15 protein-coding genes are annotated in these 16,909 nt (G+C 69.1%); 8 read left to right on the forward strand and 7 right to left on the reverse strand.

Annotated elements, in window-relative coordinates; genetic code table 11:
- Positions 1-6: 6 nt before the first annotated feature.
- Positions 7-762, reverse strand: coding sequence for a ZIP family zinc transporter (locus tag I6N91_RS13280; RefSeq protein ID WP_198813354.1), 756 nt, complete (start codon positions 760-762; stop codon positions 7-9).
- Between the two features lie 556 nt (positions 763-1,318).
- Here I6N91_RS13280 and I6N91_RS13285 point away from each other — a divergent pair.
- Positions 1,319-2,164, forward strand: a complete 846-nt coding sequence (locus I6N91_RS13285; protein ID WP_198813356.1) for an oxidoreductase — start codon at positions 1,319-1,321, stop codon at positions 2,162-2,164.
- A gap of 1 nt (position 2,165) precedes the next feature.
- On the opposite strand, the gene I6N91_RS13290 is transcribed toward I6N91_RS13285, so the two are convergent.
- Together I6N91_RS13290 and I6N91_RS13295 are read right to left on the reverse strand one after the other, a co-directional pair.
- Positions 2,166-2,558 (reverse strand): VOC family protein, encoded by a 393-nt coding sequence (locus I6N91_RS13290; RefSeq protein ID WP_198813358.1) that lies wholly within the window; start codon positions 2,556-2,558, stop codon positions 2,166-2,168.
- Between the two features lie 65 nt (positions 2,559-2,623).
- The gene (locus tag I6N91_RS13295; RefSeq protein ID WP_198813376.1) at positions 2,624-4,597 is read right to left on the reverse strand and encodes an AfsR/SARP family transcriptional regulator; all 1,974 of its coding nucleotides are present in this window, start codon (positions 4,595-4,597) and stop codon (positions 2,624-2,626) included.
- 133 nt (positions 4,598-4,730) lie between these two features.
- On the opposite strand from I6N91_RS13295, the gene I6N91_RS13300 reads away from it, so the two are divergent.
- Both I6N91_RS13300 and I6N91_RS13305 read left to right on the forward strand, forming a co-directional pair.
- Entirely contained in the window at positions 4,731-5,609 is an 879-nt protein-coding gene (locus I6N91_RS13300) for an alpha/beta fold hydrolase (RefSeq protein WP_198813379.1), read from the forward strand.
- A 171-nt stretch (positions 5,610-5,780) separates the two neighbouring features.
- Positions 5,781-7,193, forward strand: coding sequence for an FAD-binding oxidoreductase (locus tag I6N91_RS13305; protein ID WP_198813382.1), 1,413 nt, complete (start codon positions 5,781-5,783; stop codon positions 7,191-7,193).
- 116 nt (positions 7,194-7,309) lie between these two features.
- On the opposite strand, the gene I6N91_RS13310 is transcribed toward I6N91_RS13305, so the two are convergent.
- A complete protein-coding gene (locus I6N91_RS13310; RefSeq protein WP_198813385.1) occupies positions 7,310-7,801 on the reverse strand; it encodes a MarR family winged helix-turn-helix transcriptional regulator in 492 nt (163 codons plus the stop codon).
- A 188-nt stretch (positions 7,802-7,989) separates the two neighbouring features.
- On the opposite strand from I6N91_RS13310, the gene I6N91_RS13315 reads away from it, so the two are divergent.
- From I6N91_RS13315 to I6N91_RS13335, 5 genes are all read left to right on the forward strand, one after another.
- Positions 7,990-9,459 carry an MFS transporter gene (locus I6N91_RS13315; protein ID WP_198813388.1) on the forward strand — a complete coding sequence of 490 codons (1,470 nt, stop codon included), beginning with the start codon at positions 7,990-7,992 and terminating at the stop codon, positions 9,457-9,459.
- Complete coding sequence (locus tag I6N91_RS13320; RefSeq protein ID WP_198813391.1) at positions 9,456-10,790, forward strand: FAD-binding oxidoreductase; 1,335 nt, start codon at positions 9,456-9,458, stop codon at positions 10,788-10,790. The genes I6N91_RS13315 and I6N91_RS13320 overlap by 4 nt, the downstream gene beginning before the upstream one ends.
- A gap of 35 nt (positions 10,791-10,825) precedes the next feature.
- Positions 10,826-11,596: an SDR family oxidoreductase gene (locus tag I6N91_RS13325; protein ID WP_198813394.1), complete on the forward strand. Its 771-nt coding sequence runs from the start codon at positions 10,826-10,828 to the stop codon at positions 11,594-11,596.
- Positions 11,597-11,868: 272 nt separating this feature from the next.
- Positions 11,869-12,789: an NADP-dependent oxidoreductase gene (locus tag I6N91_RS13330; protein WP_198813397.1), complete on the forward strand. Its 921-nt coding sequence runs from the start codon at positions 11,869-11,871 to the stop codon at positions 12,787-12,789.
- Positions 12,790-12,834: 45 nt separating this feature from the next.
- Positions 12,835-13,821 carry an alpha/beta hydrolase gene (locus tag I6N91_RS13335; RefSeq protein ID WP_198813400.1) on the forward strand — a complete coding sequence of 329 codons (987 nt, stop codon included), beginning with the start codon at positions 12,835-12,837 and terminating at the stop codon, positions 13,819-13,821.
- 157 nt (positions 13,822-13,978) lie between these two features.
- Here I6N91_RS13335 and I6N91_RS13340 read toward each other — a convergent pair whose 3' ends face one another.
- The 3 genes from I6N91_RS13340 to I6N91_RS13350 all read right to left on the reverse strand — a co-directional run bounded on the left by I6N91_RS13340 (position 13,979) and on the right by I6N91_RS13350 (position 16,867).
- Positions 13,979-14,854, reverse strand: a complete 876-nt coding sequence (locus tag I6N91_RS13340) for an NAD(P)-dependent oxidoreductase (RefSeq protein WP_198813403.1) — start codon at positions 14,852-14,854, stop codon at positions 13,979-13,981.
- Positions 14,855-14,879: 25 nt separating this feature from the next.
- Positions 14,880-15,806 carry an SDR family NAD(P)-dependent oxidoreductase gene (locus I6N91_RS13345; RefSeq protein WP_198813406.1) on the reverse strand — a complete coding sequence of 309 codons (927 nt, stop codon included), beginning with the start codon at positions 15,804-15,806 and terminating at the stop codon, positions 14,880-14,882.
- Between the two features lie 230 nt (positions 15,807-16,036).
- Entirely contained in the window at positions 16,037-16,867 is an 831-nt protein-coding gene (locus I6N91_RS13350) for a helix-turn-helix transcriptional regulator (RefSeq protein ID WP_198813410.1), read from the reverse strand.
- Positions 16,868-16,909: the final 42 nt, after the last annotated feature.

Raw genomic sequence — 16,909 nt, forward strand, 5'->3', positions numbered from 1 at the left:
GTCAGCTCAACCCCCCACGCGGTGGATGGTGAAGGCGGTGAGGAATCCGACGGCCGCGGTGAAACCAGTGAGGTTGTGATGCTCCTCAAAGGCCTCCGGGATCATGGTGTCTGCCAGCATGGCGAGGATGCCTCCGGCGGCGATGGCCGTGATGAAGGCGATCAGCGCGGCCGGGGCGTTCTCCAGGGCGGCATATCCAAGCAGGGAGGCCAAGCCACAGAGCACCGCGATGGCCGTCCACACGCCGAACACGTATCCGGGCCCGCGGCCGGCCTTCTTCATGCCGGCCGTACTCGAAAGGCCTTCCGGGACATTGGAGATGAACACCGCCGCGAGCATGGCCGGGCTGACGGTTCCCGAGGCGATGAGGCCCACGCCGAGGACAACGGATTCGGGAATACCGTCAATCAGGGCACCGATGGCGATAGCCGTCCCGCTGCCCGGTGCGTCCTTCTCCGAGGGCTGCTTCTGCCCGGACCGTTTGCGATGCTTGGCCCCTGCACGGGCTAGGAGGATGTTCGAGCCGACGAAGATCGCCGCACCGGTGAGGAAACCAACTACCGTCGGCAGCAGCCCCCCGCTGTCGACGGCTTCCTGAACCAGTTCGAAGGCCAGCGCCGAGATCAGGACACCGGCCCCGAAGGCCATGATGGTGGCCACGAGTCGGGAAGGCACCTTCCATAGCCAGGCGATCGCGGACCCCAGCACGAGGGCCCCGCCGGCGAGGGTACCCCACCCCAGGGCCTGCAGCCACATCGGCATGCGCAACTCCTTCACTTCCCAGCCGCAAATCCACAAGGCCGGCCTCCGTGTCCTCAGCGGAGAATATCAACCGGGCGCCGCTGCGGGTTCAGAGGCGGGACATGAGCCGGGGTCGCAGCCGCCCGCCACGCCGCTGCTGGTGACCGTAACCTTCAGTGCCATTGTGGCCCTCGGCATTGTCGCGCCGATAACCTCGATGCATTGGTCTCGTCAATCGAAATATCCACCCCGACGACGAGTTTCAGGTTCGGATGCCCGAGCGCAGACCGCGCCCGGGCCTAACTCCTGGAGTCGGCAGCTCATCCTGTTGCTGTCACAACGAGCACGGATGGAACTTCCTTCGGCTGCAGGGGCGACCGCTTCCCGTGAAACACTCATCGATTCCACCCGGTGTCATCTGCCGTGCGTAGAACTGCCCCAGGACAGCCCTGCCTGGGCTAGTTGGGGCTGGATGGCTTGAAGGCGGCGCATATGCAGGTCTCGATACAGCAGACATGGGAAGCCATCTCCGCAGGGGCAATGACCAGCTCAAGCAGCACCAGGCCGAGAGGTTGAAATGAGCGTGTATTTCATCACCGGAGCGTCCAGGGGTTTCGGCGCCGAGCTGGTTCGCGAGGCATTGTCGCGTGGGCATCAGGTAGTCGCCACGGCCCGCAACCGGCAGGCCGTTAATGACACTTTCCCCGACGCCGGGGATCAGCTGCTGGCCGTGTCGCTGGATGTGACGGATGAGGCCGCAGCCAGAACCGCCGCCGAGGCGGCCGTCGACGCGTTCGGCCGCATCGACGTGCTGATCAACAATGCCGGCCGCGGTCTTCTGGGCGCCGTGGAGGAGGCCAGCGACCTCGAAGTCCGCGCCGTCTACGAGACGAACGTCTTCGGCCTGCTGTCGGTGACCAGGGCCATCGCGCCGGTGCTGCGGCGGCAGCGTTCCGGGACGATCGTCAATATCAGTTCGATCGGTGGTTTCCGGTCGTCCGCCGGCTGGGGTGTCTACTCGTCGACCAAGTTCGCGGTCGAGGGCCTCTCGGAATCTCTCCATGCGGAACTGGAACCGCTTGGGGTTCACGTCATGGTGGTTGAACCGGGCTATTTCCGGACCGATTTCCTGGATTCCAGCAGCCTGCACGTCGAGGAACAGGTGATCGATGATTACCGGGAGGGGCCGGCCGGCCAGATGAGACTGGTGGCGGAGGAGGTTAACCACTCCCAGCCGGGGGACCCCAGGAAGGCAGCCAAGGCGATCGTGGACGTCGTCGGAGCCGAGACGCCGCCACTACGGCTTCTTCTCGGACGCGACACCGTCGGCGCGGTCGAGGCCAAGATCGATCATGTTCAGAAAGAGCTCGAGCTCTGGCGTGAGGTGTCCGTCTCCACGGACCACGAGGACGTCACCACCTAGCTCAGGACTGCGCGGGACCGCCGGCCTCTCGGGGCGGAATCTCCTGGAGGACCCAGCGGTTGCCGTCCGGATCGGCGAAATAGGCGAACAGGAATCCCCCAAGGTCCTGCGGCTCGCTGATCGGGGCTCCGCGGCCGACCAGTTCGGAGCGCGCGGCCGCCATGTCCGGCACCACGAGCTGGAGACCCTCGAGGCTTCCGGGGGCCATGCTGGTCATCCCGGTGCCGATCACAATGGAGCAGGACGATCCCGACGGAGTGAGCTGGACGACCCGCATCCCGGGGATGTGCTCGGCGTCGTGGTCGAGAACGAAGCCGAGGGCGTCGATATAGAAGGCCTTGGCCCTGTCCACATCGGAGACGGGCACCTGCACAACCTCAAGGCGGAGTTCCATGGGCGCCACCCTACGGGACAAGGGCGCACCGCGGGGTGGATTCGAGGGATGAATTTCGGGTCCGTTCACTCCGGCCAGCCGCCCAGCCGGTCCTCGAGCCGGGCCAGGAACCCAGAGACGGGTCCCAGGTTGCAGAACCCACTTCCAGCGCCCGCGTATTCGGCGGCGGCGGGAAGCAGTTCCGCGTGGGCCCGGCCCATGCTGCCTTCGTCCCCGAGTTGAAGAGCCGCCTCTGCGATCAGGCACCACAGTATCTCCCGGTGGTGGGTCGGCTCCGGTTCCGGAACCCCGCGGAGGACGGCGAGCGCTGCCCGCCGCTCTCCCCTGGCCAGCAGGACCAGAGGTTCGGTCCAGGGCCGGTACGGGCCCCAGTCCACCCCCTCCTCCGTGGGCGCGGACCGCCCATGCCGAAGTCGCAGACACAGCAGGGACAGCGCCAGGGCGCCCTGCTCCACCCCGGGCATTCCAGCGCCGCGCAGTCGGCCCGCTGCGGCGCGGTAGGCGGCCGCCACCTCCGTGGGCGCCCCGCCCCTCAGGTCCATCCGCAGGGCGCGGTACCAGGTGGTGAAGACGCCCACCAACGGCGATTCGTACTCCTCTGCCAGCCGGTCGGCCTCGGCGGCGTGGTGATCGGCAGAAACCAGCTCCCCCAGCGCGGCGCTTGCCTGCATCCGGATGAGGTGGCCCAGCAGCTCGTAGGTGGGCAGGTCGTGCTGTCCGGCGAGCTCGAGGATTTCGGAGCCGAGGCGCGCCCGTTCCGGGGCCAGCCCCGATCGGGAGAACGACTGAAGAAACGTCCCGTTCAGCACAAACGTCAGCAGCGCCGGGTCGTTCAGGCCGCGGGCCAGCTCCTCCGCCTCCCGCGCTGCCTGCCGTCCCCGTGTTCCGGGCAGTCCCCGGGATTCGATGGCGATCGTCGTCAGCAGCCGCGCCCGGAGCGTCCCGTGGGTTCCTGAGGGCAGCGCCGCGAGGGTTTTCTCGGTGAGGACGAGGATGTGTGCCGCCTGGACGGGATCGTCGGATCTCGTCCACAGGGCCGGCACGTCATAGGCGCCGATCACCCGCGCCGTCAGGTCCACATCCGCCAGCCCGTCGGCCGCCACCACCGCCGCCAGGCGCTGCCTGCGCGCGGTCTCAAGCCCTCCACCCCCGGTGATGGCAAGATGGCGAAGCAGTTCAACCGTCGAGCGGAGCCGCCCCTTGGCGCCGACTCCGGAGTTCGGGCCGTAGCCGGACAGCGTCCGGTGCCACACCAGATCCTGTGCATCCGAGGGAGCCGGGTGCAGGTCGAGCCCGGGCGACTGGTGCAGGATGTCGTGCTCGAGTGCACGGAGCACCGAATGCGGGGACAAGCCGAGCTTGTCGTTCAACAGGGCGCGGGCCCGCCGCAGCACCTTCAGGGCTTCGTGCTGGCGCCCCGACCGGTAAAGGGCAAGCGCAAGGAGGCGCCATCCTTCCTCCCGCCAGGGGTGTTCCTCTACGAAGGCTTCGAGGTCGGTGACGGCGTGCACGGCCTGACCGGCCCGAAGCTGCTCCGCCGCGCGGGCCTCCACCGCCCCGAGACGGAGTTCCCCAAGCCTCCTGCGTTCGGCGAAGGTCCACGGCTCATCGGCGAAATCGGCGTACGCGGGGCCACGCCAGCGCGCTAGGGCCTCCTTGAGGGCAGGCAGCGGCGGCCCGTAGGCACCGGCCCCCGGCCTCAGGTCGTCTTCGAACAGGAGGGAGTCCACCTCGCAGGCATCCAGCTGCAGCGCGTATCCGGAGCCTGCCGATACGACCACCCGGGGCTTGCCCCGGGCCGGGCGCTCTGGCTCGAGAGCCCGGCGCAGCGCACCGATGTAGGTGTGGACCACCCCGGTGACGTTCCCCGGAGGGTCCTCCCAAAGGTCCTCGACGAGTGCTCCCAGAGCGACGGGGCGCCCGCGCGCCGCGGCAAGCCGGGCGAGCAGCGCGCGCTGCCGCGGGCCGCCCAATGGGATCGGGTCTCCCTTCGCATCCCAGGCCGCCGTCGTCCCCAAAACGCCGATTGTCACACCCATGCCCGGACCGCCTTCCACACGCCTTCATCAAGTGTGACTGACGCACGCGCCGGCGCCGCACGCCATTGAGAAGCCGTTGAGTCGGCGGTGCGAGCCTTGGGCTGCACCCTGATCCCGATCCAAGGACTCCTCCATGACACCCACGATTGAAAACTTCACCTACTCAAAGGTGACGGTCGCCGCCGGCGTCCACCTGAACGTCGCCGTCGCCGGCTCGGGCAGCCCCGTCGTGCTGCTTCACGGCTTTCCCCAGACCCACCTGATGTGGCGGCACGTCGCCGCCGCTCTGGCCGAGGACCACACCGTGATCTGCCCGGACCTGCGGGGATACGGCGACAGCGGGAAGCCCGCCGAGACCGGCCCGGACGTATATTCCAAACGCACGATGGGTCGGGACGTCGTCGCCCTGGCCGCCGCACTGGGCCACGAGAAATTCGCCCTCGCCGGGCATGACCGCGGAGCCCTGGTCGGCTTCCGCACCGCAATGGACCACCCCGACGCCGTCACTCACTTCGCCAGCCTCGACGTCCTGCCGACCCTGGATATGTGGAACGTGCTGCACGGGCAGTCCGCCGCGGTCGGGTTCCACCTCTACCTCATGGCCCAGCCCCCGGATCTCGCCGAGGAAATGATCTCGAACAGCGCCGACACCTTCTTCTCCTACTTCCTGGACGCGTGGACGAAGGACTCCGGCGCCATCCCGGCGGACGTCCGGTCGGCCTACCTCCATGCCAGCGCCAACGCGGTGCCCTCCATCGTGGCCGACTATCGGGCCTCCGCCGGCATCGACGTCGTCCACGACCAGGCGGATCTTGACTTCGGGAACACGCTCCGGATGCCGGTGACCGTCATCCAGCAGGACTGGGGCTCCGCGCTGGGCTTCGACGCCGCGGCCCTGTGGAAGGCATGGGCTCCGGACCTTGAGCACTTCAGCACCCAGGCCGGACACTTCATGGCCGAGGAAACCCCGGCAGACATTGCGCAGGCCATCCGGGACCTGCTCCTCCGGTAGGTCGGGCACGGCGGCGGCCGGTGGAACGGGAGGCCGCCACGGCCTCCTGTAATCAGCTGTAACCCGTTGACCCGCCGGATCGGCGGGCCGGATAATGGTCCCGCCGCGTTTCCCCGCGGACTCACACGGAGCCCCAACGCGGCCGGACGGTGAATCATGCACACTCCCCTGATGCCCAGCCATGACGGGGCGGCGGCCGCCGTCCTCGCCCTCACCGCCGAAACCTCGGGGGAGGTGATCGACGAATCCCATCCCGAGTACGACGACGCCCGGCGCGTCTGGAACGCCATGATCGACCGCCGGCCCGCCGCGGTCCTCCGGGCTTCGGGGGAAGACGACGTTGCCGCCGCCATCCGGTGCTCCATCGAACACGGGATCCCGCTTGCCGTCCGCGGCGGTGGGCACAGCGTGGCCGGTAACGGCACGGTGGACGGTGGGATCGTGCTCGACCTCAGGGCCCTGTCCGCGGTGGACGTGGACGCCGACCGGGGCCTGGTGCGGATCGGCGGCGGGGCGACGCTCGCGCAGGTGGACGCGGCGACTGAACCCCACGGGCTGGCGGTCCCGCTGGGAGTCGTGTCGGCCACGGGCGTAGGCGGGCTCACCCTCGGCGGGGGCATGGGATGGCTGACACGGCCCTACGGGCTGAGCATCGACAACCTGGTGTCGGCGCGGGTCGTCACCGCGTCGGGGACGGTGGTCGAGGCCGATGACCAGCAGAATCCGGAACTGTTCTGGGGCCTGCGGGGCGGAGGCGGCAACTTCGGCGTCGTCTCCTCGTTCACCTTCCGGGCCCACCGCCTCCCCCGGCCCCTCTACGCCGGCAACCTGGTCTACACCCCGCGGACGTGGGACACGGCCCTGGCCGCTTACGCCGCCTGGACCGAGACGCTCCCCGATGAGCTGAACAGCATCCTGACCTTCATCACCCCGCCGCCGCACTGGGAGATGGGGACAGACCCGCTGATGATCGTCGGGTTCCTCTGGGCCGGTGGCGACCGGAGCGTCGGGGAAGCGCTCATTGCCGACCTGCGTGCCGCAGCCCCTCCCGAGATGGAGGAGGTGGAGGCGGCCACCTGGACCGGATGGCAGTCCGCCGTCGACGAGCTCTTCCCCAAGGGCGTGCGCGCCTACTGGCGCAACTCCGCCCTGAAGCATCTCTCACCGGAGGTCCAGGCGATCCTCCTCCGCCGGGCCGCCGAACAGACCTGGCAGGGCACAGGATTCGACATCCACCACATGGGCGGAGCGGTGGCCCGGGTGCCGGCCGGCGCCACCCCGTTCCCCGACCGCCAGTCGCCCTACTGGCTGAACATCTATGGATTCTGGACCGACGACGGCGACGACGAGCGGAACGTGGGGTTTGTGAAGTCGCTCTCCGGGGACATCGCCCCGCATGCCGCGCCCGGCCGGTACGTCAACTTCATGGGCGCCGAGGAACCGGCCGCGCCCGATCCGGGGACCCGCTCCCCCGATGACGCCGCGGTGTACCGCGGGGAGGTCTTCGACCGGCTCACCGCGCTCAAGACTGAGGTCGACCCGCGGAACGTCTTTCGGCTCAACCACAACGTCGCGCCCCGCTGACGGGCGGCGGCGGGCGGTTGAACGGTGGGCGGCTGAATGGGGAGCCTGGCGCTGGGGACCGTTGCGGCCGGGGCACGCTTCTTAGCTGAAGCCGGGCATACGCGCCCGGCACGCCGTCAGACCTGCGGTTCCGCCGTCGGAGCAGGAGCCGCAGCGAGGTGTGAGCCATGCCGCAGCAGGGTCTCAAGCGCGTCGGCGAGGTTGTCCACCTGCTCATCACTGAGCGCGTCGGCGAACCACTTCTGCGCCGACCGCAGATGCGGCCCGAGGGCGCGCCGGTAGGCGGTGCGCCCCTCGTCGGTGAGGGCGATCAGGGAAGCCCGGCCGTCGGCGGCCTCGCTCGCCGCTTTTTCGACCAGCCCGCGCTTCTCCAGCCGGCGGAGCTGGTGGGCGAGGCGGCTTGAATCCCAACCGATGGCACGCGCACACTCGGACGGCCGCGCAGTGCCCTTCGCAGCCATCGACAGATGGGCCAGCACCGTGAACTCTGCCTCCGAGAGCTTCGCGTCGTTCCACAGGTCGCGGCCGACCTCGCGCCGGAGCAGCTCGGTGACTTCCTGGAGGTTCTCCCAGGTCCGGAGTTGGCGCTCCGTCATGTTTGCTGACATATCAGGAAGTCTACCCGGGCCGGAATACCGTTGCCCCGCCGCCTACGCCAAGAGCATGAAGGATTTGCAGGATTGCTGACGCGTCAGCTAAAGTCTTACTATCTTGCTGACGAATCAGCAACTTCGAACCCGACAGCCGGAACCGCCTCAGGCGGGCGGACCAGGCGGGCACTCCCGAAAGGCTTTTCATGCCGCCCATCCCACAACCCACCCTCCACGACCGAACCGCCCCACCGCCGCCCGCCCCCGAGAATCCGCGCCGGAGGGCAGGGGCGGTGCTGGCCCTGCTGGCGGCGGCCCAGTTCGTGGTGGTGCTCAACGCGAGCAGCGTCAATCTGGCGCTCCCCAGCCTGATTGGCGATCTCAGTGCCTCCGCTTCGCTGTCTGTGTGGGTCGTGTCGGCCTATCTGCTGACCTTCGGCGCCCTGCTGCTGTTCGGCGGACGGCTGGGTGATGTCATCGGCCGGCGGCGGATGTTCTCCATCTCGGTGGGACTCTTTGGCGCGGCGGCCCTGGCCGGCGGACTCGCGCCGACTCTTGAGACCCTCATCGCCGCCCGTGCCGTGCAGGGCGCCGCGGCCGCCGGGCTTGCCCCAACTGCGTTGTCGCTGCTGACGACCCTCTTCACCGATCCCGCGGCCCGCCGGCGCGCCATCGGCGTGTGGGGCGCCGTCGCCAGTTCCGGCGGCGCGGCTGGCGTCCTGGTGGGCGGGGGCTTCACGGCGGCCTGGGGCTGGCGGGCAGTACTGCTGGTGAACGTCCCCCTCATCGTGCTGATGCTGGTGGCCATCCCCCTGCTGATCCCCGTCATCCCGCGGGGAGGGGCGCAGCGCCTGGACGCCTCGGGTGCCGTACTGTCCTTCCTCGGAATCTCCGCACTGATCGGCGGCCTGACCCTCGGCAACGAGCAGGGCTGGCTCTCCCCGATCACCCTGGGCCTGCTGGTCGGCGGAGCCGTTCTGCTCATCGCCTTCGGCCTCACCGAACGGGGCAAGCCGGCTCCGTTGATACCGGCGCACCTGCTCAGGCGCTGGCCCTCGACCGGCGGGAACATCGGCATGCTCCTCGTCGCCGTGGCCCTGTACCCGACGATGCTGCTGCTCTCACTCATCCTCCAGGGATCCTCCGGTTTCTCACCGGTCGGCGCCGGACTGATGATGCTGCCCATGTCCCTGGCCACCATCGGGGCCGCGCTGTTCACCCCGCGGCTTGTCGCCGTGCGGGGCCCGCTGGCCTCCCTCTTCATCGGGCTTGCACTGCTCGGCCTGGCCACCGGCGCCCTGGCGCTGGCGAGCGCGCTCGGTGCGCCGCCCGCCGTTCTCATCCCGGTGACCGTGGCCTTCGGTGCAGCGGTCGGCATCGCGGTCACCTCGGCGACCACCCAGGCCCTTGCGGGCGCCAGTCCCCGCGAGGCCGGCTCGGTCAGCGGCCTGATCCAGACCGCCCAGCAGCTGGGCGGCGCGGTGGGGCTCACCGTCATCGGCGCCATCGCCGCCGCGGTGACCGGATCCCTCCATGGAAGCGGACCGGGCGCCGTCGACACCGGGTACGGTGCCGCGCTCGGGGTGGCCGCCGTCATCGTTCTCGGCGGGCTGCTGGTCCTGGCCGTGCGGCAGCGGCGTTTCGCACAGGCATCGACCGACCCGGCCCGCGCATGAGTTCCGCACCGCTCCGCGGCATGGCCGGAGGCATTACCCGCTCGTCGCTGCCCTCCTCCCTCCGGGAAGGCCTGGTCCTCCCCTCCGACCTAGGGTACGGGCCGCTGCGGCACACCTACTCCTACCGGGGCTCACCGGCGGCCGTGCTGCGCCCACGCACGACCGGAGCCGTCGTCGACGCACTGTCCTATGCCACGGCGTCGGCCCTCCCCCTGAGCGTGCGCAGCGGTGGCCACGGCATCAGCAGCGCCTCCACCAACGACGGCGGAATCGTCCTCGACCTCTCGGCGATCAACACTGTCAACGTCCCCGACCCCGGCACGGGACGGGTGCGCATCGGCGCGGGCGCCCGGTGGGGAGATGTTGCGCAGGCACTGTCCCCCTTCGGCCTGGCGGTCAGTTCGGGTGACTCCGGCGACGTCGGGGTGGGCGGGCTCGCCACGGCCGGTGGAATCGGCCTGATGGGCCGCAAGCACGGGCTGACCATCGATTCGATGGCGGCGGCCACCGTCGTGACCGCCGACGGCGCCGTACGGACGGCGAGCGCGGCCGAGAATCCGGACCTCTTCTGGGCGGTCCGCGGGGCGGGAGCGAATTTCGGCATTGTGACGGAGTTCGAGTTCACCGCTGCCAAGGTCCCCGGCGTCATCTCCACCACCGTCCAGTACGACACCTCCGACACCGCCGGGTTCCTGCAGCGGTGGGGCGACGCGGTCGAGGCGGCACCCCGGGAGATCACGGCGTTCCTTTACCTGTTCGCCGGATCCACCGCGGGCATGGCAAGCATCGTCTACGCGGGGCTGGACGCGGACGCCGCCCGGCGGGCGCTCGCACCGTTCCTCGCGCTGGCCCCGCTGCTCGGCGGGCAGTCCCAGGCCATGCGCTACGCCCAACTGGTCACGGCCACCGGGGCCCCGCACACCGGTGCGGTGTCGCTGCAGACGCGAAGCGGGCTCGCGGTCCACCTCGACGCCCCGATCGCCGTCCGGCTCGCCGGGATGGTGGCCAGTGGAACCGCGGCCACGCTGCAGATCCGCGCGGTCGGTGGGAGGATCAACGACGTCGACGCCGGCGCCACCGCCTATGCGCACCGGCACCAGAACTTCTCCATTTTCGTCGGCGCCGATCCTGCCCGCCGAGGAGATCTCTGGCGCGAGTGGGAGGAGCTTCACCCCCACCTTGACGGGCTGTACCTCAGCTTCGAGATGGACAAGGATCCGCGCCGGCTCGCCGATGCCTTTCCCACCGCGACCCTGGCCCGGCTCCGCGACCTGAAGGCCGCCTACGACCCGGCGGGGCTCTTCAACACCAACTTCCCCCTGAGGGCATGACCCTCCCGGAGCCTCCCCACTTCAAAGGACAAACGATGAACACCCTCACCCTGCCCACCTGGGCCCGCCCGCACACCGACCTCACCGGCAGGACCGCGCTCGTCGTGGGAGGTGCAGGCGGTGTCGGCGAAGGCGTTGTCCGTGCCCTCCTCGACGCCGGCGCGGTAGTCGTGGCCGCGGGCCGGAGCCGCGCCCGTCTTGACGAGCTCGCCTCCAGGGTCCGCTCCCCGCGGCTGCACACCACGGTGCTTGATGCCCTGGCGGAGGACCTGGACCAAGCGGTGTCGACCCTTGCCGCCGGACACGGCGGGTTCGACGCCGTCGTCGTGAGCGTTGCGTCGTGGGGGGACCAGGGCCGCAAGCCCCTGCTGGCCCTGACCGACGCCGAGTGGGACGCCCTCGTCGCGGCGAACCAGACCAGCGTGTTCCGCCTGTACCGCGCCCTGGTGCCGCACGTCGGGGCGGACGGGGTGCTGGTGCAGCTCAACGGGCTGAGCGCCGACCTTCCCTTCCCCGGCGCGGGCGGCGTCGCGCTGACCGCCGCGGCGACGAAGTCCCTCACCCGCACCCTCGCGGCCGAGCTTGCCGGGCGCGGACCACGGATCCACGAGGTGATTCTCGGTGTCGTCCGCACCCGGGCGCGGCAGCTCGCCGGCGTCGACGACCCACGCTGGATCGATGGCACCGAGGTCGGAATCCACCTGCGCGAACTCATCGCCGGCACGAGTCCCCTGACCGGCGTGGCGCTTCACTACTTCGTGTCCAAGGCCGCCGGCCCCTCGGGGAGCGCACCGGAGCATCCCTGAGCCACGTGGACTATTTCGGCCTCGGTGACCCCGGGCCGTCCGCTTCGCCTGGGCCCCCTTTCGGCAGCCGAAGGGTAATGTTGCGGCGATCTCGATGGGCCCTTGAGGTCCGGCCGGAATAATGTGCGTCAGTCTCTGGTTCCAACAGCATGAAAGAAAACGGGGTCGGCCACATATCTATAAATGAGTGGTCGGCCACCTTGCGGGATGCAGACCCAGACCCGCAGCACCACCTGCAGCCCGTGAACGAACTCCAGACCAAAGGACCCATCATGAAAGCGCATCTCCTCAACAGCTACGGCCCCGACTCCATCGTCCTCGGCGAGGCCGACGAGCCCACCGCAGCCGCCGGGCAGGTAAAGGTTGCCGTCGAAGCGATCGGCATCAATCCGCTGGACTGGAAGTTCAGCAACGGCTACCTCGCCGAGATGTTCCCGCTGCCGCTGCCGGCGGTTCTGGGGACGGACATCGCCGGCACGGTGCTCGAGGTCGGCGACGGCGTCGAGGGCTTCACTGTCGGCGACCGGGTTGTCGGTTTTGCCGACAGCGGAGCCTTCGCGGAGAAGGCCGTCACCGGCGCCGCCCGGCTCGCGGTGATCCCGGACGGCCTGACGGCCGAGCAGGCGGTCACCCTGGCCACCTCCGGTGAAACCTCGCAGCGTGGCCTGTCCCTGCTGGCGCCGGCGCCGGCATCCACCGTCGTCGTCAACGGAGCGGCCGGTGCCGTGGGAAGCGCCGTCGTGCAGATCCTCGTCGCTGACGGACATCAAGTCATCGGCACCGCAAGTCCCGACAACCACGACTACCTCCGCTCCCTCGGCGCAACACCGGTGACCTACCGAGAAACCATGATCGACGAAATCACGGCCGCCGCACCCCAAGGGATCGACGCCGCGTTCGACACCGCAGGCCAGGAATTCGTCGCCCGCGTCGCCGGACTCGTGCCGGCATCCCGGATCGTCACCATCGTTGACTTCGCCGCCGGGGCCCAGGGCGCGATCGTCGCCGCAGGCGATCCCACGGCCCTCACCGCCGAAACCCTCCACCCAGTGCTCGACCTCGCCGCCCGGGGCGCCTTCCAGACCGAGATTGCCCGGAAGTTCCCCTTCGAGCAGATCCCCCAGGCCCTCGCACTCAGCCAGGGCGGACACCTCCGCGGCAAGATCGTCGTCTCCGGAGCCAACCAGGCCTGAGCGCTCCATCCCTCCCCCACCCACAGCTTCCAAAAGGAAAAAGCCATGACCACCGCCCCCACCGCCCCCGCCCGCCCGCCGTACGACCCCGAACTGGCCGAGCTGCTCGACAACAGCCCGTTGCCCTCAACGGTCACCGCCGACATGATCGATTTCCTTCGTGCCAATCCGTTCGGCCCCACCCTCGAGGACCTCCTCGCGACCCGCCCCATCTCACACCGCGAGCACACCATCGCCCGCCCGGGCAGCGAGATCATCGCCTCGGTCTTCACCCCCGCCGATAAGGACGCCTCGGCTCCGGCCATCTACTTCCTGCACGGCGGCGGAATGATCATCGGAAACCGCTTCACCGGCATCGGACACGTCCTGGACTGGGCCGTTGAGCACCGGGCCGTCGTCGTCTCGCTCGAATACCGGCTCGCACCGGAGAGCCCGGCACCGGGTCCCGTGGAGGACGCCTACGCGGGGCTCCTCTGGTTGGCCGACAACGCCGGTGAACTCGGAATCGACGGCGAGCGCATCCTGATCGCCGGAACTTCCGCCGGTGCCGGCCTCTCGGCGGGCGTCACGCTGCTGGCCCGCGACCGGAAGGGCCCGGCACTGATCGCCCAGATGCTGCTGAGCCCCATGCTCGACGACCGCGACGCCACCGCGTCAAGCCACCAGTACACGCAGACCGGGTCCTGGAGCCGCGAAAGCAATTCCACGGGCTGGGACGCCCTGCTGGGTGAGCGCCGCGGGACCGACGACGTCGACATCTACAGCGCACCGGCCCGGGCGACGGACCTGACGGGCCTGCCGCCGGCGTTCATCGATGTCGGATCGGCCGAGGTCTTCCGCGATGAGGATGTCGCCTACGCGTCCCGTCTGTGGGCGGCCGGAGTGCAGGCGGAACTGCACGTCTGGGCCGGCGGCTTCCACATCTTCGACGGCGCGGCGCCGGAAGCGCTGCTGTCCGTCGCAGCCGTGGCCGCACGGGACTCCTGGATGGGCCGCACCCTCGGGCGGCTCCCGGCGTCCGACGCCGCCTAAGAACTCCTTACCCTTCGCCGGCGGGCGGCCGATGAAACCTGCGTCTGGCATCTGAGCCGGCATCGGCCGGTGAGGGATAGGGCTGATTATCACTGCGGGCGCCGGTTCTTGGACCGGCGCCCGCAGTGCTGTCCGCAGCCATCAGGCAATGCGGTGATCAGGCCATATCTCCCGTGACGAGCCGGGCGGCCATCGGCAGGCCCTGCGCTCCTGACCGTGCGTAGGCGTCGAGTTCGGCGACATCCTGACCGAGCGTTGTCATGGCTTCGGTGAAGATGTCCATGTCAATGACCTGCAGCGTCCTCAGGTGCTCGGCGTTATCGGTGGTGACGGCCCCGGCGAGCGCCTCCAGGGCGAAGCTCCGTGCGGTCCCGGCGAGCAGCAGGCTCATCAGCGCACGGAGGTCGAGATCGAGGCCGCGGGCCAGGACCAAAATGTCCTGCACGTTGCGCTGGTTCATCATGAGCAGGGCATTGTTGATGAGCTTCCCGGTCTGGCCGGTGCCAGTGGGCCCCATGTGGGCGATGGTCGCCGAGAACGACTCGAGCACGGGTCGGACCTTGTCCAGCGCCTGCTCCGGCCCTCCCACAATCGTGGTGAGGCGCTTGGCTTCGGCTCCTGGCCGGCCGCCGCTGACGGGGGCGTCAAGGACGACGACCCCGGCCCGTGCGGCACGGTCGGCCAGAGAGGAAGCGTAGCCCGGCAGACCCGTTCCGTGGTTGATGAGGATCGTCCCGGGTCTCATGCTGTCCAGAAGCCCGCCGGTGGTAAGGACGTCCTCGATGTCGGAGTCCTCGCGCAGGCATAGCCCCACGACGTCGCTGACCGCGCCGAGGTCCGCGAGGGTTGCATGTCGGATGTACGGCAGCCCCTCGAGTGCGGCCAGGGAACTGTCCCGGCGCACCCAGATGTGAAGTTCGAACCCGGCTTCAGTGATGGCGCGGGCCATCGGGGCGCCCTGATCGCCGAGCCCTACCCATCCGACGCGGAGGGCGCCGTCATTCGGGGTTGAACCGGATGTAACCGTGGTCATGAGTGTCTCCTTCGTCGTCAGGGGATCAGGCAGAGCGCCGGGCGAGAAGCTCCAGGGAAAGGTCCCAGAGCCTGTCGGCGTTCGCGGCGTCGAGGGCATAGGCCGCCACACCGGTGTAGTCGGGGCCGCGGTCTTCGACGACGGGTGCTTCGTTGACGTCCTCGAAGTAACGTCCGCCGATGCCCTCGAGGTCCTGTGAGGTCGCCACGTACAGGGTGGTGGCAGCTCCCTGCTGGGGCGTCTTCTGGCGTTCGACCGGCGTGCGCAGGCCGCCGGTGTGGCGCTGCAGGTTCGTGGCAATAGCACCCGGCATGACGGCGTTGGAGGTGATGCCGTCCTTCGCCCACCGACGGGTCGCCGCCACAGCGAACAGGGCCGAGGCGGTCTTGGACTGGCCGTACGCGAGGAACGCGTCGTAGGGGATGAAGTTGAAGTGCGGGTCGTCGAAGAGGACCGGGGCGAACAGGTGTCCGCTGGAGCTCAGCGACACGATGCGGGCGTTGCCCGCCGCAGCCAGTGCCGGGTGGAGTGCCTGGGCGAGGGCGAAGTGGCCGAGGTAGTTGGTGGCGAACTGTATCTCCCACCCCTCCGCGGTGCGCTCAAGTTCAGGCAGGGCCATAATTCCCGCGTTGTTGACGAGCACATGCAGTGGCCCGGTCCATGCGTCGGCAAACTCAGTAATCGAGGTGAGGTCGGCGAGGTCGACCCGGCCGAGGAAAATGTTCTGGTTGCCCGTCGAGGCGCGAAGTTCCTCGGCGACCGGGCCAGCCGCCTCCAGGTTCCGCACAGCGAGAGTCACCTCCGCACCGATCGTGGCGAATGCGCGGGCGGTTTCGATGCCGATGCCGGAGGCGCCGCCGGTGATGACGACGCGCTTGCCGGCGAAGTCGATGCCTTCGGTGACATCCGAGGTGGTCGATGAGAAACCAAACGGGGTGGTGATGCGAGCCATGATGGAGAACTTCTTTCGTCGAAGAGAGGATGTTTCATCGTGCGAAGCGACCCGCTGTCCTGCCGGTCCCGGCCAGAATGTGCTGGTGGGCGGCGTGCGGGGCTCCGGACATGAGTGTGCTCTTACGCGAAAGCGGTAGGTAGAACCCTGCCTTTCATAGGAATGGCAGGGCTACCTTCGGCGGCTGACCCCCGTCAGGGCGCGGGTCGGCTCATCCCGGCCGGAGTCCGCTACTGGGGGTGGGCGAGCCGTTCCAGGGCAGAGGCGGAGGGGCTGCCGGGCGCGGCGTGGTGGACGACGAGCAGGTGGCCGTCGGTTCCGGTGACGGCGAGCTTTTCGTGGAACAACTCAAGGTCACCGACGACCGGGTGGTGGAGGATGCGGTGTCCGGCGACCTTCGGGCGCACGTCGTGCCGGTTCCAGAGCTTCAGGAAATACGCGCTGCGTTCGGAGAGATCAGTGACCAGGCGCACGAGGCGGGGATCGTTCGTCCGTTCGCCGACAGATGCGCGCAGCCCTGCCACGGCTTCGCGCATCACCTGGTCGTAGTCCTCGTAGAGTTCACGTTCAGCGGGATCGAGGAACGCCTCCCGGAGGACGTTCTTGCCGGGTGCGTTTCGGGGTGAGAGGGCGATCGCGAGCGGATTGGCAGCCAGCACGGTCATGAACCGGTCCTGCACGAAGGCGGGCACGTTGCCGATCGTCCCGAGAAGATGCGTCAGCCCCGGTGCGACGGTGTCCGAGGCCGCCAAGTCCTCTGTGGTCAGTACGGGGGCGGTGCCGGGGGGTGGCTGGGCCAGCCGGTGGAGGTGCAGGGTGGAGGGTGGGTCGAGCATCAGTGCCCGCGCCAGTGCATCGAGGATCTGCGGCGACGGGTGGTGGTCCTTGCCCTGCTCGAGGCGAACATAGTAGTCGACGCTGATTCCTGCCAGCTGCGCGACTTCCTCCCGCCGCAGCCCGGTGACACGACGTCGGCCATAGGTGTGGAGATCGACGTCCTGGGGACGTACGAGCTTCCTCCTCGCCTTGAGGTAGTCGCTGAAGGCCGGGTTCTTTTGCACTAACTCAATCTAAACCTGGGTCCAGGCCCCTCGTTCCGCTCC

Origin of the sequence: Arthrobacter sp. MSA 4-2, from assembly GCF_016405885.1 — a bacterium.
GTDB lineage: Bacteria > Actinomycetota > Actinomycetes > Actinomycetales > Micrococcaceae > Arthrobacter_D.